The sequence below is a fragment of the Psychrobacter namhaensis genome, assembly GCF_016107545.1.
Lineage (GTDB): Bacteria > Pseudomonadota > Gammaproteobacteria > Pseudomonadales > Moraxellaceae > Psychrobacter > Psychrobacter namhaensis.
In genome coordinates, this window is sequence record NZ_JABASS010000012.1 from 52263 (window position 1) to 76599 (window position 24337).

The following is a 24337-nucleotide window of genomic DNA, read 5'->3' on the forward strand; positions in this document are numbered from 1 at the left end:
CTAAAGTCATCAATACATATAAGGTGCTTACAAAGACACAGCTGCCAAAGCCACACGCCTACAAGTCAAAACATAAAGAGCGCGTTACACCAAAGCAGGCGCTAACACCGCCCCTACGCCCAATAATACTAATCCACGCTGTAGCCACAAGTTACCACCCAAGCGTTGTTGCAACTGCTGACTGATCAGCGTACCGACTGCATATAACGCCACCATAGTCACCAGCATGCCGGCGTAAAAGCCCAGCTGACCGCTCATACCAACGTTTGCTGGCACTTCCAGCGCATGCGCCAACCCATGAAACACTGCCAAACCACCAAAACCAAATAATGACAGCTGTTGCATACTGGGTGTGCGTGCTGGTCGCGTTTGCACTGAACATGCGTCTTGTCTACTTTTAGAGCTCATTAAAATCATGGCCAATACGACCACTGATAGTAATATGGCCATTTCCACAAACCCAGTTGCAGCGGCAAATCCCGCGCCCCCCATCAAAACGCTAGCAGTGCCTAATATCGCCCCCAAGGACAGCCCTGCTGTCAGTGACACCATACCTAGACGTTGTTTTTGCAGCCCATAAAACAACATGCCCATACCTACTGCCAAAAACAGATGATCCAGCCCCGTCACTGGGTGCATCAGCCCCGCTTGCAACGTGCCTACAAATGACAGCGCCTGCCCTGTCGTTGAGTGAATATGTCCTGAGTGCGCCTGCGCTAATGACGGTAGCATTAGTGATGTCGTCAACACAGTTGAGCCCGTCACGATGCTACGAGCTGAGAGAGCTTGTGAAAAACGCGAACTTTTTGTATTTGCTATCATGGGATTTTCCTTATTATTCATATTCTAATTTTCGATGATCTTCATTGGTGAAGCGCCGCTGACTAAGCGAGCATACCGTGCTCTTTGATAAACGCGATGATCTCATTGAGCCCATCTCCCGTTTTCATATTGCTAAATATAAAAGGTTTGTCGCCACGCATTTTTTTCGCATCGCGCTCCATGACGTCAAGCGAGGCGCCGACCATTGGCGCCAGATCGGTCTTATTAATAATTAATAAATCAGATTTGGTAATACCCGGGCCACCTTTACGAGGTATCTTATCGCCTGCCGAGACATCGATGACATACAAAGTCAAATCAGACAGCTCTGGACTAAACGTCGCGGCCAAATTATCGCCACCTGACTCGATGATGATCATCTCCAAGCCCTCAAAGGTCGCTTGCAGCTCAGCGATAGTGGTCAAGTTGATTGACGCATCTTCACGAATGGCAGTATGCGGGCAGCCGCCGGTCTCTACGCCGCGGATACGCTCAGCTGGCATGGCATTGTTGCGCGTCAAAAACTGCGAGTCTTCTTTGGTATAAATGTCGTTGGTCACGACTGCCATATTGATCGTATCACGCAGGTTTTGGCAAAGCCGTAAGGTCAAAGCCGTCTTACCACTACCGACAGGGCCACCAATACCAAGGCGCAAACACGATAGCGCAGAAGGTGCAGGCTGGTTTAAACTGTCACTACCTGCTAGTGAGTCTGAGGTAGTTTGGGTGTGTTGCGGTTTGAGCGGGGTTAGAGACATGCTGGGCTCCTTAAACGGTTCATATGCGGTAAATATAAATAGGAACAACTATCAAACTATGAGCGAAATAACCGGCTGTATTGCTCCTCATGCATACTTGAGAGGATAGCCAGATTGGGTAAATTATTAGAAATATTAAGACTTTTATAGAGGTCTTGACACAGCCGCTGACAGACTTGATCTTCACTTGCAGCGAGCGTATCGACAATCTCTTGCGCCGTGGTTAAGTCCTCAAAGGCACGCTGTACCCTATCACTCAGCGTATCGACCTGCACGCTAAGCTTACGCTGTAATTGCCATAGGATACGCTGACCTGCCATTTGTCCTAGCGGCACTGTTTTGACGGCGGCGAGCACCATATTCTCTAATTGAGCAAATCCATAAGTACTCATTGATTGCGACATTGGCAGTTGCCAGTGCTGAGCAATATGGGCGAAAAGCGGTAAAAACCCATCTTCAGGCACCTCCGTGGGTACGCCAAGACTCAGCACTTCGTTGAGCCACGCCACCATCGCTTGTGCCAGTTGCTGAGACTCAAGTACAAACTCTTTACTCTCTAAGCTGGCATGATAATCGTGTGCCAAACTCGCAGCCAGCGCGTCATGACCTTGACTCAGCGCTTGCATGATCAGCCCCAATATGGGCAGCTCGTAGCCAATAACGGCAAGCTCTAGGTAATCCTGCATGAATACAAGGGTACTGGCCTCATCAAAAATCACCCCTGACTCAATCGCTGCCTCCACACCTTGTGAATAGGTGTAGCTACCAATAGGTAAATTACTAGACGCCAGTATTAGCAGCCGTCCGAGCTGATCGGACTGATGTGACTTATGTAACTGAGCACTGTTATCAACCATCATTTAAACTGGCCTGCAGGCTCATCAGGATGGCTATGTCCGTGACCGCTCTCATGGCCTTGCTCATGCTTATGACTGTGTGAGGTACTGTGCGGATGACTATGCGCGTCGCTACTTAAATGAGAGTGAGAATGGCTATGCGAATGCCCTTGGCCTGACTGATAGGCGCCCGTCTCAGGCTCGAATGGGACTGACGTAGACTCGGTATGTAGACCAAGATTTTCGAGCATTTGTGCCAGAACATGATCGTTTTCAAAATATAGCGCATACCCTGCATCACCCTGATCAAAACTGTGATCAAACATGAGTGGCACATGACGATTGCCCAAGTGATACGCGCCTTTCATTAATAAAAAGTCATCATCAGCCGTTACTTTGGTTACCGCTTGCGGCTTGGCGATGACTTGCATCAGCTCGCCTGTCGCACTGATTAGGACATCATCTCCTTTTAATACGCCTGTACGAGGCAAGTCAACACCAACGGCCTCGCCTGAGACTGTCATGGCTCGAAAGCGAGAATGCTGACGGGTATCAAAATCTAGCAGTAGATAGTCATCGGCTTGCTGCTGTTCTGCTAATTGTGCTTTTTGAATGTCGCTAACCGTACTTAAACGGGTGTTAAATATTTTCATAAATAGGCTGCTCTACTGATTGTTGCTCAAACTATTGGTCAGTAATATGGATGGTAAAGGGGCTAGAGATAAAGGCAAAACCTCACCCAAAAAATCCCTTGTACATCGTTTTTAGCCTCGCCTTTAACATCGTTTTTAACATTGACTGTAGATATGAGTGTCTAAAAAAGATATAAGTGTCTAAAAATTAGAATAAAAAATAACGCTGTGCCATGGGGAGTACGTCAGCTGGCTCACACGTAAGCGTCTCACTATCTGCACGTACTTCATAAGTCTCAGGATTGATGGCCATGTCAGGGCAGTAACTGTTGAAGCGCATATCGCTTTTGCGAATGTCACGAATACCGTGTACTGGCTGGATGACTTTGTTCAGCCCCAGCTGTTTATCCACTTGCTTGTTTATGGCAGCTTGCGACATAAAGGTAATGCTGGTTTGGGCAACCGATTTTGGATACGTGGCAAACATGGTGCGATAATGCACAGGCTGAGGTGTGGGAATGGAAGCGTTAATATCGCCCATCGGCACCGCAGCGATAAGCCCGCCTTTGATGATGCATTCTGGTTTCACCCCAAAAAACTTGGGCGACCATAGCACCATATCGGCCCATTTACCCACTTCGATAGAGCCAACCATATCGCTAATACCATGAGTAATCGCAGGGTTTATCGTGTATTTCGCGATATAGCGTTTGATGCGAAAATTATCATTGTTCGCGCTGTGATCGTAGTCTGTTAGCGTGATGTGCTGGTTTTGCTGCTCAAGATCAGCGGTTGCGTCTGGGGCAAGATGCCCACGTTGAACTTTCATTTTGTGCGCGGTCTGCCATGTGCGAATGACCACTTCGCCTACCCGTCCCATCGCTTGTGAGTCACTACTCATCATCGAGATCGCACCCAAATCATGCAAAATATCTTCTGCGGCAATGGTTTCTTGGCGAATACGACTCTCGGCAAAAGCCACATCTTCGGCGATAGCAGGGCTCAGGTGATGACAAACCATCAGCATGTCGAGATGCTCATCAATGGTATTGACAGTATAGGGGCGAGTGGGATTGGTCGAGGATGGCAAAACATGTGACTCGCCAATGGCCTTTAGGATATCAGGCGCGTGACCACCGCCCGCGCCTTCAGTATGAAAAGTATGAATACAGCGGTTCTTAAAGGCGGCAAGCGTGCTTTCAAGATAGCCACTTTCGTTTAGCGTGTCGGTATGAATGGCGACTTGGACGTCATACTGATCAGCGACGCTTAAACAGTTATCAATGGCTTGCGGGGTTGTACCCCAATCCTCATGGAGCTTAAGCCCGACGGCACCTGCTTCTATTTGCTCGGCAATCGGTGCAGGCACACTCACATTACCTTTGCCAAGCAGTCCGATATTCATGGCGATACTGTCCGTGGATTTTAGCATCGAACCAATGTGATAAGCCCCCGGTGTGCAAGTGGTGGCAAGCGTTCCTTGCGCAGGTCCTGTACCACCGCCAAGCATCGTGGTTACCCCTGACATAAGGGCGGTCTCACACTGTTGGGGCGCAATAAAGTGAATATGGCTATCGACGCCGCCTGCCGTTAGGATTTTCCCTTCACCAGAGATAATCTCGGTCGCACCGCCAATAGGAATGTCGATGGCAGGCTGGATATCAGGGTTACCGGCTTTGCCAATGGCGCTGATACGGCCATCTTTGATACCGATATCTGCTTTGTAGATACCGGTGTAATCCACCACCAAGGCATTGGTAATGACAGTATCGGCGACTTCTGCACCCAGCAGTTGTCCTTGACCCATGCCGTCACGGATGACTTTGCCGCCACCAAATTTGACTTCTTCGCCTTTGATTTCTGTGCTCTGGCTGATACTTTCACCACGTTGCAGCGCCTCTGTTTGGTCAGTGATCGTGTCTTTGTGACTGGTCAAATCAGCCTCAACTTGTAGCCAAAGCTCGGTATCAGCAAGACGAACCTTATCGCCTGTCGTAGGCCCAAAATGCTCAGCATAAATACGTCGACTCACCTGCTTCTGCGAGGTGGTCGCTTTTTGGTCGATGGCTTTATCTGATGCCTGCTCTGGTTTGACCGCGCCCATCACCCGCCCAGCAAAACCGTACACTTCCTGCTTGCCAGCATAAGCCACCAATTCTACTTCTCGTGACTGTCCCGGCTCAAATCGTACTGCCGTCCCAGAGATGATATTGAGACGATAGCCACGGGCCTGCTCTCTCTCAAAACTCAAGGCATCATTGACTTCATAAAAGTGATAATGCGAGCCGATTTGAATGGGTCGATCACCCGTGTTGGTGACACTAAGCGTCTGTACGGGTCGCCCTTGGTTTAAGATAATATCGCCATCTTGAATCTGGTATTCGCCTGCTTGCATGAGAGCCGCCTTATTTTGGAATGATCATTTCGGTGATAGATTTCAGTGATAAGCAGTGCTATACGATGGGATTATGTACCGTGACGAGTTTGGTGCCATCAGGGAATGTCGCCTCGATTTGTACTTCATCCACCATCTCGGCCACGCCTACCATGACATCATCAGCAGACAGATACGTGGCCCCCTCACTCATCAATTCAGCGACGCTTTTGCCATCCCTTGCGCCCTCCATGAGTAGCATACTGATATAGGCAATGGCTTCAGGATAATTAAGCTTAACTCCGCGATTTTTGCGGCGCTCAGCAACCATGCCAGCAGTGAATAGCATGAGTTTGTCTTTTTCGGTGGGGGTCAGGTGCATGGATACTCCTTATTATATTTATCATTGCATCGTCGCAGATTGAGAGGTTTTGGCACGTTAAATACGACTGTCGGGGCAGCCAACATAAACTTAGGTGTCCCAAATACGCGGGCGGCAGGGCTCAAGCTGCCACCAATGCTCACGTAAGACCTCCCTGAGCTGATAAAAAGCTTCAAAACAGCCGCGCACATCTGAACCAATATAACGGACATTCACCGCTTGGCAGTTGTGAGTACAATAAACGGGCAGTTCAGCTTGGGCAATGACTTGGCGCAATGCCACGACGGTATCGTCTAAGTAGTAGGTTAATGCCTGTTTGGTGGTCGCTTGGGCAGTCTTAGTTGACTGCGTGGTTTGGGAAGCCGATCGTGCGTGATTGTCACGCAGCTTACTCAAGCTTGGTACTGCCCAGAATGATCCATAAATGTGCTGACCTGCTAACCCCAAATCTGACGTGAACCAGCGACTTTGGGCAGGCTGCGCCACACGCTCAGCTACGATTACTTTGCCTTCTCGATAGATATTTAACCCTGTATGGTAATACCCTTGCAAAAACTGCTCATCGTAAGCTTGCCGCCCAAACACGCTAATCTCCCATGTCATGAGGCTAGACGAGTCTTTTAAATCAAAGCGACTTGTTGCATGCATATTGGCATCGTTATAAATGATACTCTCTTGTGGCAGCCATTCTAAGCGAGCATGTGCCGCAAGCGTGGCTTGCACATCTTGGCTTGCATAGGTAGAGGTATCGTTTTGAGCCCCGCAGAGTTGGACAGCTTCAGTGTCATTTATAATAGCCTCGCCCTCTAACGCCGCGTTTGCGTCGAGGTTGGGCTGGGGAGCTGATTGACTCGACAAGCCTTTTGTTTTTTGGCTGACACTGTCTTTGCCATACCATTTACCCGCTCCTGGGGTGGTGATGACAGCATGGCTATCTTGATCTAAACGCAAGTCGATGGTCAGTATGTCACCACCAGCGATACCTGCTGGCGGATACAGCATCAGTATGTGGCAAATGTCTTTCTGAATACTAGGCTCAGGATATAGGGGCCGTTGTACCATTAAAGCACCCGTGTGCTTGCGATGATACAGACGCGTCTTCAGGCCAGTGGCAGTCATACTGTTGGCAGTATCTGTGCGTTTAACAGTATCAAAACTTAATGCTAAAGAAGAAGCCCAACTCATTTTATCTACTCAGTTACTTAATTATTTAGTCAAATACGAACTAACATTTGTCAATGGTCATAGCTGCCCCATCACCACAGACTTCTGATTCACCAATGCCATTAACTGTTATTATCCATACAATCTTTATGCCAACTTATGTACACCTCCTATCAAGCGCTACTATGAGTAAGTCTTAAACTAATGATATTGCTTAGATTTTATCTATACATATTTTTCACTCAGTAACCAATTTATTTTATTCCCCCTCAAAAACTGTTCAGCGATGCGAATTTTTTTAGAGTAATATTTGTCTGCACCAAAACTGCACAATATATCACTATATCTGCACCATTTTTTACCATTTTCTCTATTTTTGCTATCCCGTCATATCAGCTACAATAATCAGCAGCAGCAAGATATTTAAGCCAGCAGATTGCCGTTATCAGGCACTCCTTGATGATAGAACCCAAAATTCCCGGACGCTTTGGTAAGGCATTTTTATTGGCGGCTTATGGGCTATCTTTATGAATAGTTTATAGATAACCCCCTTGATAAACGTGTACAGACGCCTTATTAATAGGAAGTCACTCATGTTATTAATAGAAAGTCATTTTTCACATGAAAAGATTACTATTGCCCCCATAAAAAAGTTACCATTGGCTCAACTATTTTTAGCGGCCTCTAGGTCGTACCATGAACTCTAGTTGGCTTTATTAACGAGCGGCAGTATTTACAATGATAAACACCAATAAAAGCTTCGCCGTTTTCTAACCTTTCGCCCTTTATTTTATGTACTTATAAACAGGACATTTTTATGACAGATTATGATCGCATCACTGCCAATCCACATTTCGATATGCTAATGAGTGCGCACAATGAAGTGCAAAACACACAAGCTGCCTTAGTCCCGATGGTCGTTGAGCAATCATCACGCGGTGAACGCTCTTTTGATATTTTTTCACGCCTATTGCGTGAGCGTGTGATCTTTTTGACCGGTCAAGTCGAAGACCACATGGCCAACCTCATTGTCGCCCAGCTGCTGTTCTTAGAAGCTGAAAACCCTGACAAGGACATTCACTTGTATATCAACTCGCCAGGCGGTTCAGTGAGTGCGGGATTGGCCATTTTTGATACCATGAACTTTATCAAGCCTGAAGTGTCAACCATCTGTATGGGCGGTGCTTATAGCATGGGTTCATTCTTGTTGGCCGCAGGTCAAAAAGGCAAGCGCTATTCACTCGCCAACGCGCGTGTGATGATTCACCAACCATCAGGCGGCGCACAAGGCCAAGCAACGGACATCGAAATCAATGCACGCGAAATTCTGAAAACCCGTGCTCGCTTAAATCAGATTTTAGCTGAACGTACGGGGCAGCCAGTAGAGAAGATCGAAAAAGACGTTGAGCGTGATTTTTGGTTAGATGCGCAAGAAGCAAAAGAATACGGTTTGGTTGACGAAGTATTAGAGCGTCGCCCTGACTCTTTATAATATTGAGATAAAAACCTTGTTAAGCATCGAATGCCTTGGCGTATAAGCGCTGGCATTCGTGTTAACCATTAGAATATTTTTAAGCGTTAAATTTTAGGAGCGCCTTTTATGGCAGAAGATACTACCCCGCATTGCTCGTTTTGCGGCAAAGCCAAAAGCGATGTACAGCAGCTGATTGCTGCTGACGATGCCAATATCTGTAATGAATGTATTGAGCTGTGTACCGATTTAATCGCAGACAGTGCTGAAGACGGTGATGACGATAGCGACATTGATACCTCATGGGTCAATAAAAAGCTACCAACGCCAAAAGAGTTGCGCGCCAAGCTTGATGAGTATGTCATCGGTCAAGACGCTGCCAAAAAAGCCCTGTCTGTTGCCGTTTATAACCATTATAAACGCTTAAAAGTGAGTCAAACGTTAGCCAGTGACAGCAAAAAAGCCAAGATCGGTGCTGACGATGCGATGGTCGAGTTGGCCAAAAGTAATATCTTACTGATCGGTCCAACCGGTTCTGGTAAGACACTGCTTGCGCAAACGCTAGCGCGTCTACTTGATGTACCCTTTGCCATGGCTGATGCCACGACTTTGACCGAAGCGGGTTATGTCGGTGAAGACGTTGAAAACATCGTGCAAAAACTGTTGCAAGCATCAGACTATGATGTGAGCAAAGCTGAGCAAGGCATCATCTACATTGATGAGATCGATAAAATCAGCAAAAAAGGCGACAACCCTTCTATCACCCGCGATGTATCAGGTGAAGGCGTACAGCAAGCCCTGCTAAAACTAATCGAAGGTACCGTTGCTGCCATTCCACCGCATGGTGGTCGCAAGCATCCACAGCAAGAGCTTATCCAAGTGGATACCAGCAACATCTTAATCATCGTTGGTGGCGCGTTTGCCGGTCTTGATAAAGTCATTCAGCAGCGTACGGAAAAAGGCGGTATTGGCTTTAACGCGGATGTCAGCTCAAAAGATGACAGCCGTCGCAGCTCAGATTTGCTGCAGCAAGTTGAGCCAGAGGATTTGATCAAATTTGGTCTGATTCCTGAGCTGATCGGTCGTTTGCCTGTGCTAGCTGCCCTACAAGAGCTTGATGAGGAAGCATTGGTACAAATTCTCACTGAGCCCAAAAACGCTCTGGTTAAGCAATATAAGTATCTCTTTGATATGGAAGGCGCTGAAATCAGTTTCACTCAAGAAGCGCTTGATGCGATTGCCAAAAAAGCCATGGAACGCAAAACAGGTGCTCGTGGTTTGCGTTCTATCGTAGAAAACGCCCTGCTTGAGACGATGTATGAGCTTCCTTCTATGAAAGACGCCAAAACCGTCATGGTTGATGCAGAAGTGATTAATGAAGGTAAAATTCCAAAAATTGCTTAATTTTTTATTGAGTTAATATAGCCAGCTATTATTTACTGGCTATTAACATACAAGAAGCGTCTGGCATCCTGTGCTCAGACGCTTTTTTTGTGTCTGCCTTGGCGGCTGTTTAGTAATTATAAAATGACAGCAGCGTTTATCAATCGCCACCAGTCATGCATACCATTCATGCTAAGGTAGATAGCCTGTCACGCTCGTTTTTGGCTTATATGCTCCATCGCATGTGGCCTATATGAATACCGATTATTAATAAGACAAAGGATTGTTTATTATGTTTAACCATGTCACTGCTATGGCGTCTTCGTTACGTCAACACTTGCCCTTTTCTACACCCAGTAGACAAAATAACGATATTGCCCCTTATTACCGTGACCATGTCGCTGCTATCACTGGCGCAGGCTCTGGCATGGGACGCGAGCTGGCGATTCATTTGGCACAAATGGGCTGCCATGTTGCGCTCTCTGATATCAACAGTGAGCAGCTGACTGCGACCAAACAGTTACTCGTCGGTTACGATATTAAAGTCACAACGACCGTACTGGATGTTTCAGACAATAAAGCCGTGCAAGCTTGGGCTGATAGCGTGATGAGCGATCACGGCAAAGTAAATTTTATCTTTAATAATGCAGGCGTGGCACTGTCTTCAACGGTAGAGGGCTGTAGCATTAGCGAGCTTGAGTGGGTGATGGACATCAATTTTTGGGGCGTGGTTTATGGCACCAAGGCGTTTTTACCCTTAATCAAGAACAGCGTCAAACAAAGCGAAGTGACGAGTGATAGTAGTGATGGGAGTAAGGACAGCAAACCGCGCCAGTTTGCTGAACATGGTCATATCATCAATGTCTCAAGTTTATTTGGTCTGACCGCCCAACCATCGCAGTCTGCCTATAATTCGAGCAAATTTGCCGTCCGTGGCTTTACAGAAAGCTTGCGCCAAGAGTTAGAAATACAGCACTGCGGCGTTTCAGCGACCTGTGTCCATCCAGGCGGTATCAAAACCAATATTGCTAATAACGCACGCGGTAATGACAGCGTCAGTGATATTGGCATGCATACTGGTGACAAAGCCATTAAGAGTTTTAACAAGCTGTTAAAATTCGATGCCAGCGACGCAGCTTGGATTATTCTGCATGCGGCAGCGACCGATCAGCCTCGCTGTTTGATTGGCAATGACGCTAAAACGGTTGACGCGGTACAACGAGCATTCCCCTCACATTACAGTCAAGTGCTAAATGGCGTCAATAAGGTAACGCGTAAATTAAAACCGCGTCGTCATAGACATTCCAAACACGGCTAAATGCTTTAGTTCCACAGGCCTTATTTGTAAAAGTGAGCTTAAACACTGTCTATGTTTGAGCTCCTTTTTAGTTTATGGCCGATTGATGTGGCCTCTTAAGACTATTTTTTACGTCTTACAACATTAAAGACCACCTACTTTAAACCAAATACACTTTACGTATTTATATACTAAAATGATTTATATTTGATACAATTATGTTTCTAGCAAATTACAGGTTGATTACTTGGCTATTTAATATCTTGATAAAATCAAGTTAGACAGAGCCATTATGGTCCTTAATCTATCATAGAAATATATATTTAGATATTATTTTTTATAATAAGGATATTCCAATGAAAATACTTCTGCGAGCCAATGCTTCTCTGCTCATGGCGGCTATCCTCGCTATCAGTGCCACTAGCATTACAGCGTGTAGCGAATCAGGTACCAAAGCGGTTGACCGTGTCGAAGAAGCTGAGGCCTTAGCTCGAGTCAAATCACTCGAAGCACGGGCCGCAGAAATTAAAGATGACATGGCGGCAAACCCAGGTGCCAAACTGAACGTCAGCATGCCAGATGCGTCAACTATCCCTGATGATGAGTATGGCGCAGCCGTCCGTCGAGGATTGGAGCTTGCCAACCATACTTATCGAGAGCTGCCCAATAATGTAGGCAATAAGCTTAATTGTACCAGCTGTCACTTAGGCAATGGTTCAGAGGCTTACGCTGCACCATGGAACGGCCTACCAGGTATTTTTCCTATCTATCGCTCACGTGATGCACGAGTCAACTCATTACAAGAGCGTGTCAATGGTTGTTTTCAGCGTTCAATGAACGGCACACCATTAGATATGGACTCAGATGAGATGAATGCCTTTATCTCTTATATGACCTGGTTATCGCAAGATATGCCGATTGGTGTCTCACCTGAAGGCCGTGGGTTTGTAAAAGTTGATAATACGCTAACCCCAGACCCTGTAAAGGGGAAAGAAATCTTTGCTAAGACCTGCACGACCTGTCATGGTGAAAACGGTGAAGGGCAGTATAATGATGATGGTACTTACGTCTATCCAGCCATCGCAGGAGAGCACTCATTTAATGATGGCGCAGGTATGGCGCGCACATACAAAGCCGCATCGTTTGTAAAAGGTAAAATGCCTTTTGGCCAAGGCAACACCCTTACTGACCAAGAAGCCATCGATGTGGCCAGCTACTTTACTCAGCTGCCACGTCCAGTAAAAGCCAATAAAGACAAGGATTGGCCAAAAGGCGGTGCGCCTGTAGACGTACGCCGTTAATAGAAATAAAGTCAAACATAACGCATTAAAATGTCTCATAAAAAAGCCCAGCTCATAAAAAGAGCTGGGCTTTTTGATCTCTAATGTCATCAATAAACGCCTAAAACTTAAGGCAATTTCATATCACCAGCGACCAACCAGCCCATACGGCGCATCAAGTAAGCCACTGTGCCAGCAATAATAGCCGGCAAAACAAACATCAATAAAACAATGGCTGTCCATAACTGTGTCGTACTCATCATTCCTTGCGATGCTTCAATGATGCCAAACACCCCGACCAATCCAGCAGTACCCATACCTGCACCTGTCGCCGTACACGCCAGCCCAAAACCTACTGTTGCGATAGGCCCAACGATGGCGCTGGCGATGACCGCAGGTAGTAGAATCAATGGCTTTTTAAGCACGTTAGGGATCTGCAACATACTGGTGCCCAAACCCTGAGATATCACGCCACTAACACCATTGTCTTTAAAACTTGCGATAGCGAAACCAATCATATGCGCAGCACAGCCAACGACTGCCGCCCCACCCGCCAATCCCCCAAGCCCAATAGCGATACAAATAGCGGCGCTCGACGTCGGTAGGGTCAATAAAATACCAACCACGACTGCAATAACGATACCCATTAATAACGGCTGTAATTCAGTGGCAGCATGGATACCTTGGCCAATCGCAGCCACAGCCGCGACGATAGGCGGATTAAGTAGGGCGCAGACCAATAGAGCAATGCCGCAGACCACAAGAGGCACCAATAAAATATCTAATTTGGTCCTACCAGCCACCCACGTACCAGCGCGATAGGCAAATACGGAGGTCAAATACGCCCCTATCGGATTGCCAGGTAACGCCACAAATGTCGCAGGCCCTCCCACTTGCGGCGCAAATAGGGTCCCCGCCATCAGCGCTTCAGAATGAGCACCCAGCATCCCCGCCACCAAGCAGCTGAGCATGACCAGCGTTGGCGCTTTTAGATAATAAGCAATCCCCACGCCGATACCAGCCCCCATTAGTACTGATGCAAGCTTGCCCACCGCTATCAATGCTGGAAGATCTAACCAGCCACCGATTTGCGAGATGATAAGACCGGCTATCAAGGTGACAAATAGCCCTAATGCCATGCCAGTAAACGCATCGATAAAATACTTTTGAAAAAATGATTTTATAGTACCAGCCGGCGGTGTTACTAAGTTAGATACAGTCATAGCCATACTCTTTATGGAAATTTTGATAAGACACACTATACCAAAGGAAACAAACCACTCTCCTAAAAATAAGAGACAAAAAAAGCGTCATTGCGACGCTTTTTCTATTAATCACAAACCACTAAATTTATCAAAAGCCACTCTGTCTAACGGCGCTGTTCAACGATAATAGAATCAATACCGTTATTTTGCAGGCGCTGCTGGGCAGTGGTAACTGCTTGACGGCTATTCATCGGACGTGAGATTACCTGATAAATGGGCAAGCCATTACCCGTGGTATTTTTAACCACTCTCGCGTCGACCCCAGCCATGAGCACTTGCGCTCGGCGGCGATCGGCTTCATCTGCATCACCAAAGCTATTGATCTGCAAAATGTAAGTGGCAGCAGGTTTAGCGGCCTGAACGCTCGCCGTACCTGCACCTGCGTTGTTTGTCCGATTGGCTGAACTGCCACCGCTACTCGCCGGCGTCGAACCATCATAGGTCGCATCTTCTTCTACGATCACGATATCATCGCTGCTACTGGTTGCCGCATTGTTACCACGGCTAGGCTCAATCGTGGTACTTTCGCCGATACCAAAGTTACCCGCATCGTCATTACTGGCTGACGTATCCTCAGGTTGGGTAACCACCACGTCAGGCTCAAAGTCACCAATGTCACCCATTTGATCGTTATCCATCTCAGCAATGTCTTCATCAGGAATAGTGGCCATTTCTTGATTGGGCAAGATATCATAAAACTCATAATCGCCATTATCAGTATCCGTATCGACGCGTGGTTCTACCTGTCGATCATTTTCAGCGGCGCTGTCAGCTGGACTGAAATCAAACAATGGGGATAGGTATATAAATACCCCGATCATAAGGGTCAATATCGCCCCAACAAACATCCACAATAAGCCTGACACGCTACTCGATTTGCGCTTTTCAGTCGCACCTTTAGGTTTTTTGGCTAGCATGGATCTGGTTCTCCCTACTGAATCTAACTGTTATCAATTTATTGCTCTCAATCATCTATTTATACTACATGCTAGACGGTGCAGACAACCCTAATAAACCAAGGCCATTGGCCAATACTTGCCGAACCGCTTTAGACAAACGCAGACGCGCTTGCATCAAGTCCATCTCGTCTGTACTTGGCGTCTCACCTGAGGTCAAGCTCACGGGCAAGATACGATTGCTGTCGTACCAACCATGGAACAAGGCGGCCAACTCTTTTAGATAGTTGGTCAGCACATGCGGCTCATAGCCGGTCGCGGCGCGTAGTAACGTCGCTGGATACCCTGCTAGCAGTTTAATCAACTCATCTTCGTTGGGGGCGCTAAGCAAGTTTTGCTGCTGCAAACCAATCGTATCGTCTACCACAAAACCACTGTTTTGTAGTTTTTCTAACACTCGGCAGACGCGCGCATGTGCGTACTGAATATAATAAACTTGATTGTCTTTACTTTGTGATTTGGCAAGCTCCAAATCAAAATCAACATGTACTTCAGGCTTACGGGCCACATAATAAAAACGCGCCGCATCATTACCGACTTCCTGACGCAATTCACGTAAGGTGACAAACTTGCCTGAACGTGATGACATTTGAACTTTTTCACTACCGCGCCATAGGGCTACAAACTGCACGAGCACCACATCTAAACGCTCAGCATCGATACCGAGGGCTAATAAAGCCGCTTTTACTCGTGGGACGTAACCATGGTGATCGGCACCCCAAACATTAATGACTTTATCAAAGCCACGGTCAAACTTATTCTTGTGGTAGGCAATATCAGAGGCAAAATAAGTAGATTGACCGTTGGCACGGCGTACCACTCGGTCTTTTTCATCACCAAAATCGGTCGACTTAAACCAAATATTGCCGTCTTTTTCGTACAGATAGCCTTTGTCATCTAAGACTTGTAGGACAGGCTCGATCTCACTATCAATAGATCTTTCGCTAAACCAGCACTCGTAGCTCACACCAAAGTCATTTAAATCGTCTTTAATGTCGGCCAAAATACTACTCAATGCTGCATTTAAAAACAGCTCATAGCCATCACCAAGCAGCGCTTTACTGTTGGCAATCAGACCATCAATGTGCGCTTCTTTATCACCTGATAGCAATGTTTTTTCGCCCTCAGCATTTGTCTCAAACTGCGCATCTGCTGGCACGCCTTGAGCAATTTTAGCAAAGCTGTGGACATAGCTATCACCATGTTGCGCTTTTAGCGTTTGGGCGATATCACTGACATAGTCGCCTTGATAGCCATTGACTGGGAACGTTACCTGCTCACCACTTTGCTCTAAATAACGTAAATACGTACTGGTCGCCAAGATATCCATTTGGCGGCCCGCGTCATTGACATAATACTCACGCGTAACGTCATAACCAATCGCCTCTAGCAAGTTTGCCACACTCATACCAAATGCGGCACCGCGTCCATGACCGACATGCAGACTAGACGTAGGATTGGCAGAGACAAACTCCACTTGTATCTTTTGCCCATCAAACTGGTCGCTTAAACCAAAACGATCTTGCAAGGTAAAGATATCATCTAATACAGCAAATTTGGCTTCAGCATTTAAAAAGACATTAATAAAACCTGGGCCTGCGATTTCTACTTGGCGAATGTCTTGATTTTTGGGCAGGGCATTGACGATTTTTTCGGCGAGCTGGCGTGGATTGGCTTTGGCCGCCTTAGCAGCAGTCAGCGCGATATTACTGGCAAAATCACCATGACTAAGATCTTTAGTACGAGTGATTTGGCTGTTATTCTGCCAATCAGCCGGTAGCGTGCCATCTGCCTGTAGAGTATGAATGGCATCATTAAATAAGGAGGCAAGTGTATCAATTTGGGTTTGTGACATAGGGTTTGAACTCAGTTAAATAAACAACAAAAACAAGACGAAATTTTGACGAATACGAGCAGTCGATAGCTGCTTATTATAATAGCGACCGACACTGTAAGGGATAAAATCATGCAAAAAGATAAGTAACCTGTAAATATAACAACCTTTGCGCTTTATTGCACCATTTGCCCCAAAATTAGCACTAAAATCTTACGGTTATGCTAGCTGACCTAAATCACTAGTCGGACCAAAAGACTTATCTATACGCTAACGCTGATGAAATCGGTACGAATAGACCAATAACAATACCGCCGGTTGGTACAGATAAATGAATCACGCTAATTGTAGCGTTACTGTTGCTCGTCCTTAGCAGCAGTTTATACCCATTCGCTTCCGCGTTATAATGAACGTTTGTATTGGTCTTCTTAAAGATAGAAGATGCGTTACTACTTTTATAGGATTATGCCATGTTTGCTATTGCTGCCAGTACGATCACCAGTTGGGGACTGTATGTTTTATTACCCATCTTCATCGCGTTCTTATTTTTTATCATGTGGGATATCTCTAAAACGTCAGACGCTGGGCGCGCGGGTACTTTTTGGATTTTCTTAGCGCTGGGCGCAGGTTTTGTAGGCTTTTTGCTCAAGCTATTGCTAGAAGTCGCCTTTAAAAGATGGTTTATATAACCAGCAACCGCTACCCCTCACCTTCTTTTTATTTAAACACGCTATTTATTAGTACAAACGGTTTGCTTATTTTTTTGCGATGAGCGTTGCGCGCATCGGAGCAGGATAGCCCTCAATGGTCTTGGTTGCATCATTGGGATCTAAGAAATCTGCCAACGAATGATAACTCATCCATTCGGTTTTACGCTGCTCATGGGTAGAAGTCACGGCTACATCGACGCAGCGTACCTCTGTAAAACCAACCTTTTCTAGCCAGCCCATTAGCGCTGCTACTGATGGCAAAAAATACACGTTATTCATCTGGGCATAGCGGTCATGCGGTACCAGTACCGTATTGGCGTCGCCTTCAACCACCAAGGTTTCTAGCACCAGCTCACCACCTTTTACCAGCTGCCCTCTGAGCTGCTGTAAATGCTCAAACGGCGACTGACGATGATAGAGCACGCCCATACTAAATACCGTATCAAACAGCTGGCTGTGCTCAGGCAGTGCCTCGAGCGGCACTGGAATATAATGGGTACGGTAACGGCCTGTGTCATGCGCGTCAGCGCTACCGACAAAATGACGAATCGCCATAAACTGATGATAAAATAAACAAGACGGATCAATGATGATGACCGTGTCCGCACCAGCCCCTGCCATACGCCAGCCGTGATAACCAGAGCCGCCGCCCACATCTAACACGCGGCGACCTTTTAACGTGCCTAAATGCGGTGCGACCCGTTGCCACTTCCAATCACTGTGCCATTCCGTATCTATAAATATTGGCTCACTTTTTTCGCTACTACTTTGACTGTTATTGGCCTGACTACGACCAATCTGAAAAGGCCCTTTGCGCCATGGCATCAATTGTTTTAACAATGCAGTGGTTTGTTTGCGCTCAGAGTCCGTCAGCGCCGCGTCAATCGTCAGTATGTCACTATCTAAACTGACTTTATCAATCGTTAAGTCTGGCAAACGTACGACCGATGCTTGATAAGCAGGCGCATGAGCATAGTTGGCCTTATCCTTGATATCATTCAACCACGTTGGCAGTTGTGTGAGCCATTTATAAGCACTCGGCTGCTGCTGAGCCAGTTCTAATAGGGTTAAATACAGTTCGCGTTCGGCGTGAGTGATGGTGTCGTTGAGCATAAAAGCAGATACCGTATGAATCAAAAAAGAGTGTGAAAGGGGTTTTTAAAAAGCGACGTGATATATAAAGGTCACGTCAGCACTATTTAAACGCCACAATCGACACAAAGTTTAAGAACTGAAACCACGTCAAATGACGAGCAAAACCAACTTGATCAAGTCGCGCGTGATGCTCATCTAATGTGTCGGTAATAAGGACGTTTTCTAGCGCATTACGTTTGCCGCTAATTTCCATCTCAGTATAGCCATTGGCACGCTTAAAGTCATAATACCGCTCAACCAACCACGCATCGTATTGCTCATCAAACGCATGGGTCTTTTCAGTGAGCACCAATATCCCGCCCTCGCTTAACGCGGCATAAATCTTCTCTAACACCGCCACCCTATCAGCGACTGGCAAAAACTGTAACGTCAAGTTTAAAATCACCATATCGCACGGCTCAAACTTAACATCGCGAATATCCGCTGTCATGACTTCTATATCGTGTTCAGGATAGTTATCACTTAATAAGGTAACCGCTTCAGTCGTCATAGCGGGTGAGATATCGATCGCTTTGATCTGCAAATCTTGTGGGTCAAACTCGCCAGCCAGCGCCATACTGGCGGCGCCCAATGAACAGCCCAAGTCATAAATTCGGCTGACACGCTGACTGCTATCGCTCTGTTGGCGATACTTACAGTGACGACGGGCAAATATAGGCAGCATGGCTAACACCTGCCCATAACCCGGAACACTACGACGAATCATATCGGGAAAACACGCCACCACTTGCTCATCAAAGGAAAAACGCGCGGCCTTATCCAGTGGCGTGGTAAACGGTTTGTCAAATAAGGTATCATGTTTAACGGTAGCAGGATTGGATTGGCTCATGGTGCGACTCTTTCTTTGAAAATAAAACTGAAGTTAGGAAGTAGGTAGCAGTGTTGCTTGACGCTATTAATCGTTTTGTAAAAGCTTGCGCAGATAGCAAAAGCCCATTATAACATTACTGTTTGTTACTTAGCGCTAGCAGATGCCCTGCTAAGCTAAATAGGTCTTGCTGAGTGTACGAATCGTACTCAGCCCCTGTTATATACTTATAAAAATAGGAATAAACTATGCAAACCATTATATTAGGTGGCGGCTGCTTTTGGTGCACCGAATCGGTATTTTTATCCGTGAAAGGTGTGCAGTCTGTGGTATCAGGCTATATGGGCGGCGATGCTGTCTCTGCTAATTATGAAGCGGTCTGTAGCGGTAACACCGGACACGTCGAAGTCATCAAAGTCGAATTTGATGAGTCTGTCGTCCCATTAGAAGTGATACTTGATGTTTTCTTTGCGACCCATGATCCCACCACCATGGATCGTCAAGGTAATGATGTCGGCAGTCAGTATCGCAGCGTCGTCTTTTACACCGATGAAGACCAAAAGCCCACCATCGACCGCACAATCAACAAACTGCGTGACATGGGTATCAATGTCGTCACAGAAGTGCACCCTGCCCTTGAGTTTTATAAAGCGGAAGAAACCCATCAAGACTTCTTTAATAGAAATCCAGGTCAAGCCTATTGTAACTTTGCCATACCGCCAAAACTGGCCAAACTGCGCAAAGAATTTAGTCAATACATGGTCAGCTAAACGATTGACTGGATAAAAATGTTATGTTTACTGGCAGCCAAACGCTTAGACAATAGGTGTTTGGCTTTTTATTGTGTTAAACATTCTTATATAAACCGTTATGATAATGGACTGAAAATCAAAGAATGCCTTATGATAACAACCCTTACCGATAGGCTTATATTATGAATCCTGAATTTTGGCAAAATCGTTGGCAAGAGAAACGCATTGGCTTTAATCAGTCTGAGGTCAATTCACTATTAATAAAATATTGGTCAGCATTAAATTTTCCAGCCAGTAGCCGCGTCTTTGTCCCTTTATGCGGCAAATCAATTGATATGGTCTGGCTGTCAGCACAAGGTTTTGACGTGGTGGGTGTTGAGTTGGTTGAGTCAGCTGTGCAAGCGTTCTTTGCTGAACAAAACATCCAGCCCACCATATATCAGCATGCAGAAAACACCGAGATTAAATGTTATCAAGGAGAGCTGGGAGATAGTGAGGCTAAGCGAACTATTACCTTATGGGTCGCCGATATCTTTGCGCTGACCTCCACAGATATTGGCTCTATCGATGCGGTATATGACAAAGCAGCATTGATTGCCCTGCCAGCCGATATGCGTACACAATATAGTGAGCAAATATGCCTGCTTAGCGGCACCGCCCCACAGTTGGTAATCACCCTTCATTATGATCAAAGTAAAAAGGATGGTCCGCCTTTTTCAGTGAGTGGTGAGCAAGTACAACAATACTATGGCAATCGTTATCAAATTACCGAGTTGGCACGTGAGCCTGCCACTATTGGTTCTGCGCCTGACCTAACAGTTTCCGAGCAGGTTTGGTTATTGAGTGAGTAATAGGTAGATATAATCAATCCTAAATAAAACTGGCACATACTATGCCACGGGCGACTGGTATTGACTTCGCGTAGCATCGAGTAGTGTAGGCACAGCACTCACGGGCAATTAAATACCAGTAGCGCTGTACCTATTTTAACTTTTCAGCTATAGGTTGCTATTAACAGACTTTTAATCATTTGATACTGATTAAACGGTCATCTTTTCCAAAACTTCTCATAATCTCACGCTAACGTCAGCTTATAGTAACCATTTATGACCGTGGCACTTCGTTCGCTTTTCTTTACTGTTTAGATTGGTTACTCTAAGTTAAAGTCATTTTTCCTTTTTTACTTTCTGCTACCTACTTTGATGTTTATAGGATATTTTCATGCGTTTGACTCCCCTCTCTGCTTTATCGCTGCTCAGTATGGCTGTTGGCATCAGCCTTGCCAGTACTGCTCAAGCCGCCCGTCCACCAGCCCCAGACTTATCTAACGCTGAATTTCAACAATGTTTAGATGGCTTAAAAAATTCTAGCAAATTCCGCGGTGTCGATGGTTTTACCTTTAACAACTATCGTCCCAGCCAGCCTGATCCTAGCGTGATCCAATCACTTAACTACCAGCCGGAGTTTCAAAAAGACGTGTGGGATTATCTCTCAGCACTAGTGGATAAAGAGCGGGTCGAAGATGGTATTCGGGCAAAGCATCAGTGGGGCAATACACTCCGCCAAATTGAATCACGTTATGGGGTAAAGGCAGAGCACGTATTAGGGGTGTGGGGTGTGGAGTCCAATTTTGGTCAGACACTGGGCAAAAAACCCTTATTTGAGTCCTTGGCGACCCTATCGTGTTTTGATCGTCGGCAAAGCTATTTCCAAGGTGAGTATGCTAACGCGCTAAAAATCGTGCAAAATGGTGATATTGCGCCAAGCGATATGACAGGCTCGTGGGCAGGTGCCTTTGGGCAGACGCAATTTATGCCAAGCACCTTTTTAGAGCTAGCCGTTGATTTTGATGGCGATGGTCGTCGTGATTTGGTGAATAGCGTGCCCGATGCGCTTGCCTCTACCGCTAACTTTTTAGACAAACGTGGCTATCGTACGGGCGAGCCATGGGGATATGAAGTCAAGCTACCTAGCGGTTTTTGGGCCGCCTCTAACCGCAAAGATAAAAAATCTATCAGTCATTGGCGCAATCAAGGTATCACGCTTGCCAACGGTAGCCCGCTACCTTACGACTTGAGCCGCGCAGGCTTATTGTTACCCGCTGGATTGGAAGGCCCTGCATTTTTGGTCGGCAAAAACTTTGACACGTTTTATTCGTACAATGCGTCAGAAAACTACGCATTGGCAATCGCTCACTTATCAGACTTAATCACGCGTGAAGACAGCAGCAAGACTGATTTTGTGACCGCGTGGCCAACAGACGACCCTGGTATCAGTCGCCAGCAAGCCAAAGATATTCAACAGGCATTACTAAACGCCGGTTACGATATTGGCGGTGTTGATGGCATCATCGGTGATAATACCCGCACTGCTATCCAGCAATACCAATCTAGTCGCGGTATTTTTCCAGCCGATGGCCGTGCAGGGCAAAAGTTCTACCGCACCATCATAGGTAACATGGCTCCTAGCAGCTCACAATACGATAATCAGTACGGCCAACCAGCAAATAGCCAGCCCTTGAATCCTGCCCCTGCCGATCGTATGGGACAACTGATCCAGCAACAAACGACCAATCCTACTACTTACTCATCCCAGCCCTCTGCTCAACCATCACGCTCTGGCAACACACGCTATCGCCGGGTCACGGGTTCTGATGGTGTCGTAAAGCTTGTCCGTATTGATGAAGGTTTGTAGTACCCGATCGAACCAGTGATAAGTGCATTCATAGTTGCACCAAAAAGGCCACGCTAACCATAGCGTGGCCTTTTTATGAGCGTTATTTTCTAATATCACTTATCTAGCAACTTTAATATTTAAACCACAACGCTTCAATATACATTTAGACGATAGGGGGCGGATTTGGCTTGCCGTTATCACCATTCCAGTTTTCACGGGCTTTTTCATCTAAATCAGCAGGCGTTTTTGGTTCCCATTTGCCATTTTCTTTCCAAGTGGCATCGCCCCAATCTTCATCCTCTTCTTTTCTATCCATCTCTTTATATACTTGACTCGGATCGATGCCGCGACGTTTCATATCTGCCACTTGCTCTTCTAAGGTGTGAAACTGATCCGCATCATGCATAGATTTTTCTAGGCCATCAAGCTCTCTTTTTAACTCATCATTTTTAGCGTTACTCATTATGCGCTCTCCTTAATTGGTCAGTATGATTGTACGGTCTGTCTGGTTGTAATTTTAATATAAATGATGCACTCGATATTACTCGCTGCTTTATTCTATTATTACCAGTCTTGCTTAGATTCACAACCATTGACGCGTATGCTTTGTATTACAAAACGTAGTCATAGGCGCAGACGAGATTTTATAACCGATATGATGCTTAGCTTTATTAAGCGGGAGAAGCCCAACACCATTCGCATTCAATTTTGATGGTTAAGGTTAGATATCTTCATTACTTAATAGGTTTTTTGCATAAGCGGTCAATTTCCAAAGCTCTTGTGAGACTCGAGTACCGTAGGTGGTTAGCTGGATCCAACTTGCAGCCACCAGCTGGCGTTGCAGATTGTTTAGATCATCTTGGAAAATTTGGCAGCGTGAGACGGCGTGGACATTTGGCATGTCTTTTTTAATGTCTCGCTCAGCTTTTGATGCTATTAAGCGGTTAATAGCGTTTTGCAATCCATAACTGGAAAAGGGTGACGGAATGTTCATTAGTACCACCAATATCTCTCGCCACGTTAGCAGCATGGTTCTAGAGACGTCTGTTAAGTTGCCGCCTTCATAAGCTTGTGCGCTATATTTAACGTCAAAGGCTTCCATTAACACAATGGGTCTACTAACTTTATCTGCTATGAGTTCATCATCAGCGTTGCTGTCTTGGTTATTGGCTTTATTAGTCGCTAAAAGATCGGCAAATCTTTCGGCCACCGTTTGCTGGCTAAACTTGATCATCTCCTCGCTGGCTCTTACCCAACCACCAGACACTTTATGATTACTCACGACATTATAATAAGCTTGTACAAGTAATTGCTCGATGTCATTTTCTGTATCATAATAATAGAGCTCGTTGTCTTGCCGAGTCACTGATTTAATGAATTCTTGTAGTTGCCGACTGATATTGGCATCCTGATGATGGTTTTTGATGAATATCAGTAAAGGTTTGAGTTTGGCTTTGGCATTTAAATAACTCAAATGCATCTGGCTAACACCCGTTTTTTGTACCGTACCGTAGCTGTCTCCGATGATCATCAACGCATAATCGCAAGAGTCAATGCATTGGCGCCCATATAGTGACGCTTTTGGTAGTTTACTCGACACATCATGGGTTAAGAACGCACGAGACTGAAAGAAGATCGATAAGCTGTCTAAGACCAGCAATTGATCATTGTCAGCGCATATGACATGAATATGATAGCGACAGTTTGACACAGTTACCTCTAAACTTAGGTCGTGGCATAAAAGAGTATGATATCAAGTACAGCACAAATATCTTGCTGGGC

Annotated in this window: 22 protein-coding genes; 8 read left to right on the forward strand and 14 right to left on the reverse strand. The window is 46.0% G+C overall.

Annotation, left to right across the window (positions count from 1 at the left end):
• Positions 1-84: 84 nt before the first annotated feature.
• The 7 genes from JFC06_RS09500 to JFC06_RS09530 form a co-directional block, all read right to left on the reverse strand.
• Positions 85-822 carry a HupE/UreJ family protein gene (locus JFC06_RS09500; RefSeq protein WP_198334857.1) on the reverse strand — a complete coding sequence of 246 codons (738 nt, stop codon included), beginning with the start codon at positions 820-822 and terminating at the stop codon, positions 85-87.
• A gap of 62 nt (positions 823-884) precedes the next feature.
• Positions 885-1580 carry an urease accessory protein UreG gene (gene ureG / locus JFC06_RS09505; protein WP_198334858.1) on the reverse strand — a complete coding sequence of 232 codons (696 nt, stop codon included), beginning with the start codon at positions 1578-1580 and terminating at the stop codon, positions 885-887.
• A 56-nt stretch (positions 1581-1636) separates the two neighbouring features.
• On the reverse strand, positions 1637-2440 hold the full coding sequence (locus JFC06_RS09510) for an urease accessory protein UreF (protein WP_198334859.1): 804 nt from the start codon (positions 2438-2440) through the stop codon (positions 1637-1639).
• The gene (ureE, locus tag JFC06_RS09515; RefSeq protein WP_198334860.1) at positions 2437-3069 is read right to left on the reverse strand and encodes an urease accessory protein UreE; all 633 of its coding nucleotides are present in this window, start codon (positions 3067-3069) and stop codon (positions 2437-2439) included. Before ureE ends, JFC06_RS09510 begins: the two co-directional genes overlap by 4 nt.
• Before the next feature lie 187 nt (positions 3070-3256).
• Positions 3257-5443 (reverse strand): urease subunit alpha, encoded by a 2187-nt coding sequence (gene ureC / locus JFC06_RS09520; protein ID WP_198334861.1) that lies wholly within the window; start codon positions 5441-5443, stop codon positions 3257-3259.
• Between the two features lie 58 nt (positions 5444-5501).
• On the reverse strand, positions 5502-5804 hold the full coding sequence (ureA, locus tag JFC06_RS09525) for an urease subunit gamma (RefSeq protein ID WP_198334862.1): 303 nt from the start codon (positions 5802-5804) through the stop codon (positions 5502-5504).
• Positions 5805-5894: 90 nt separating this feature from the next.
• Entirely contained in the window at positions 5895-6989 is a 1095-nt protein-coding gene (locus JFC06_RS09530) for an urease accessory protein UreD (protein ID WP_198334863.1), read from the reverse strand.
• A 796-nt stretch (positions 6990-7785) separates the two neighbouring features.
• Here JFC06_RS09530 and clpP point away from each other — a divergent pair.
• The 4 genes from clpP (at position 7786) to JFC06_RS09550 (ending at position 12420) form a co-directional block, all read left to right on the forward strand.
• Complete coding sequence (clpP, locus tag JFC06_RS09535) at positions 7786-8460, forward strand: ATP-dependent Clp endopeptidase proteolytic subunit ClpP (protein WP_062845552.1); 675 nt, start codon at positions 7786-7788, stop codon at positions 8458-8460.
• A gap of 108 nt (positions 8461-8568) precedes the next feature.
• On the forward strand, positions 8569-9843 hold the full coding sequence (clpX, locus tag JFC06_RS09540; protein WP_193004680.1) for an ATP-dependent protease ATP-binding subunit ClpX: 1275 nt from the start codon (positions 8569-8571) through the stop codon (positions 9841-9843).
• Positions 9844-10114: 271 nt separating this feature from the next.
• Positions 10115-11140: an SDR family NAD(P)-dependent oxidoreductase gene (locus tag JFC06_RS09545; RefSeq protein ID WP_227670100.1), complete on the forward strand. Its 1026-nt coding sequence runs from the start codon at positions 10115-10117 to the stop codon at positions 11138-11140.
• Positions 11141-11475: 335 nt separating this feature from the next.
• The gene (locus tag JFC06_RS09550) at positions 11476-12420 is read left to right on the forward strand and encodes a c-type cytochrome (RefSeq protein WP_198334864.1); all 945 of its coding nucleotides are present in this window, start codon (positions 11476-11478) and stop codon (positions 12418-12420) included.
• A 107-nt stretch (positions 12421-12527) separates the two neighbouring features.
• Here JFC06_RS09550 and JFC06_RS09555 read toward each other — a convergent pair whose 3' ends face one another.
• The 3 genes from JFC06_RS09555 to argS all read right to left on the reverse strand — a co-directional run bounded on the left by JFC06_RS09555 (position 12528) and on the right by argS (position 16475).
• Positions 12528-13622, reverse strand: coding sequence for a PTS transporter subunit IIC (locus JFC06_RS09555; RefSeq protein WP_227670101.1), 1095 nt, complete (start codon positions 13620-13622; stop codon positions 12528-12530).
• A 146-nt stretch (positions 13623-13768) separates the two neighbouring features.
• Complete coding sequence (locus tag JFC06_RS09560; protein ID WP_198334866.1) at positions 13769-14581, reverse strand: SPOR domain-containing protein; 813 nt, start codon at positions 14579-14581, stop codon at positions 13769-13771.
• Positions 14582-14645: 64 nt separating this feature from the next.
• Positions 14646-16475, reverse strand: coding sequence for an arginine--tRNA ligase (argS, locus tag JFC06_RS09565; protein WP_198334867.1), 1830 nt, complete (start codon positions 16473-16475; stop codon positions 14646-14648).
• Positions 16476-16924: 449 nt separating this feature from the next.
• Between argS and JFC06_RS09570 the strand changes: the two genes are divergently transcribed.
• Positions 16925-17143 carry a DUF2788 domain-containing protein gene (locus JFC06_RS09570; protein ID WP_193004684.1) on the forward strand — a complete coding sequence of 73 codons (219 nt, stop codon included), beginning with the start codon at positions 16925-16927 and terminating at the stop codon, positions 17141-17143.
• A gap of 66 nt (positions 17144-17209) precedes the next feature.
• Here the strand turns inward: JFC06_RS09570 and cmoB are convergent, their stop codons facing one another.
• Complete coding sequence (cmoB, locus tag JFC06_RS09575; protein WP_198334868.1) at positions 17210-18277, reverse strand: tRNA 5-methoxyuridine(34)/uridine 5-oxyacetic acid(34) synthase CmoB; 1068 nt, start codon at positions 18275-18277, stop codon at positions 17210-17212.
• Between the two features lie 82 nt (positions 18278-18359).
• Positions 18360-19148 carry a carboxy-S-adenosyl-L-methionine synthase CmoA gene (gene cmoA, locus JFC06_RS09580; protein ID WP_198334869.1) on the reverse strand — a complete coding sequence of 263 codons (789 nt, stop codon included), beginning with the start codon at positions 19146-19148 and terminating at the stop codon, positions 18360-18362.
• A 227-nt stretch (positions 19149-19375) separates the two neighbouring features.
• Between cmoA and msrA the strand changes: the two genes are divergently transcribed.
• From msrA to JFC06_RS09595, 3 genes are all read left to right on the forward strand, one after another.
• Positions 19376-19897, forward strand: coding sequence for a peptide-methionine (S)-S-oxide reductase MsrA (gene msrA, locus JFC06_RS09585; protein ID WP_193004687.1), 522 nt, complete (start codon positions 19376-19378; stop codon positions 19895-19897).
• A gap of 164 nt (positions 19898-20061) precedes the next feature.
• Entirely contained in the window at positions 20062-20730 is a 669-nt protein-coding gene (tmpT, locus tag JFC06_RS09590) for a thiopurine S-methyltransferase (RefSeq protein WP_198334870.1), read from the forward strand.
• A gap of 370 nt (positions 20731-21100) precedes the next feature.
• Positions 21101-22573 (forward strand): lytic murein transglycosylase, encoded by a 1473-nt coding sequence (locus JFC06_RS09595; RefSeq protein WP_198334871.1) that lies wholly within the window; start codon positions 21101-21103, stop codon positions 22571-22573.
• A gap of 145 nt (positions 22574-22718) precedes the next feature.
• Here JFC06_RS09595 and JFC06_RS09600 read toward each other — a convergent pair whose 3' ends face one another.
• Together JFC06_RS09600 and JFC06_RS09605 are read right to left on the reverse strand one after the other, a co-directional pair.
• Positions 22719-23018: a hypothetical protein gene (locus tag JFC06_RS09600; protein ID WP_193004692.1), complete on the reverse strand. Its 300-nt coding sequence runs from the start codon at positions 23016-23018 to the stop codon at positions 22719-22721.
• A gap of 258 nt (positions 23019-23276) precedes the next feature.
• The gene (locus JFC06_RS09605; RefSeq protein ID WP_198334872.1) at positions 23277-24266 is read right to left on the reverse strand and encodes a DUF4062 domain-containing protein; all 990 of its coding nucleotides are present in this window, start codon (positions 24264-24266) and stop codon (positions 23277-23279) included.
• Positions 24267-24337: the final 71 nt, after the last annotated feature.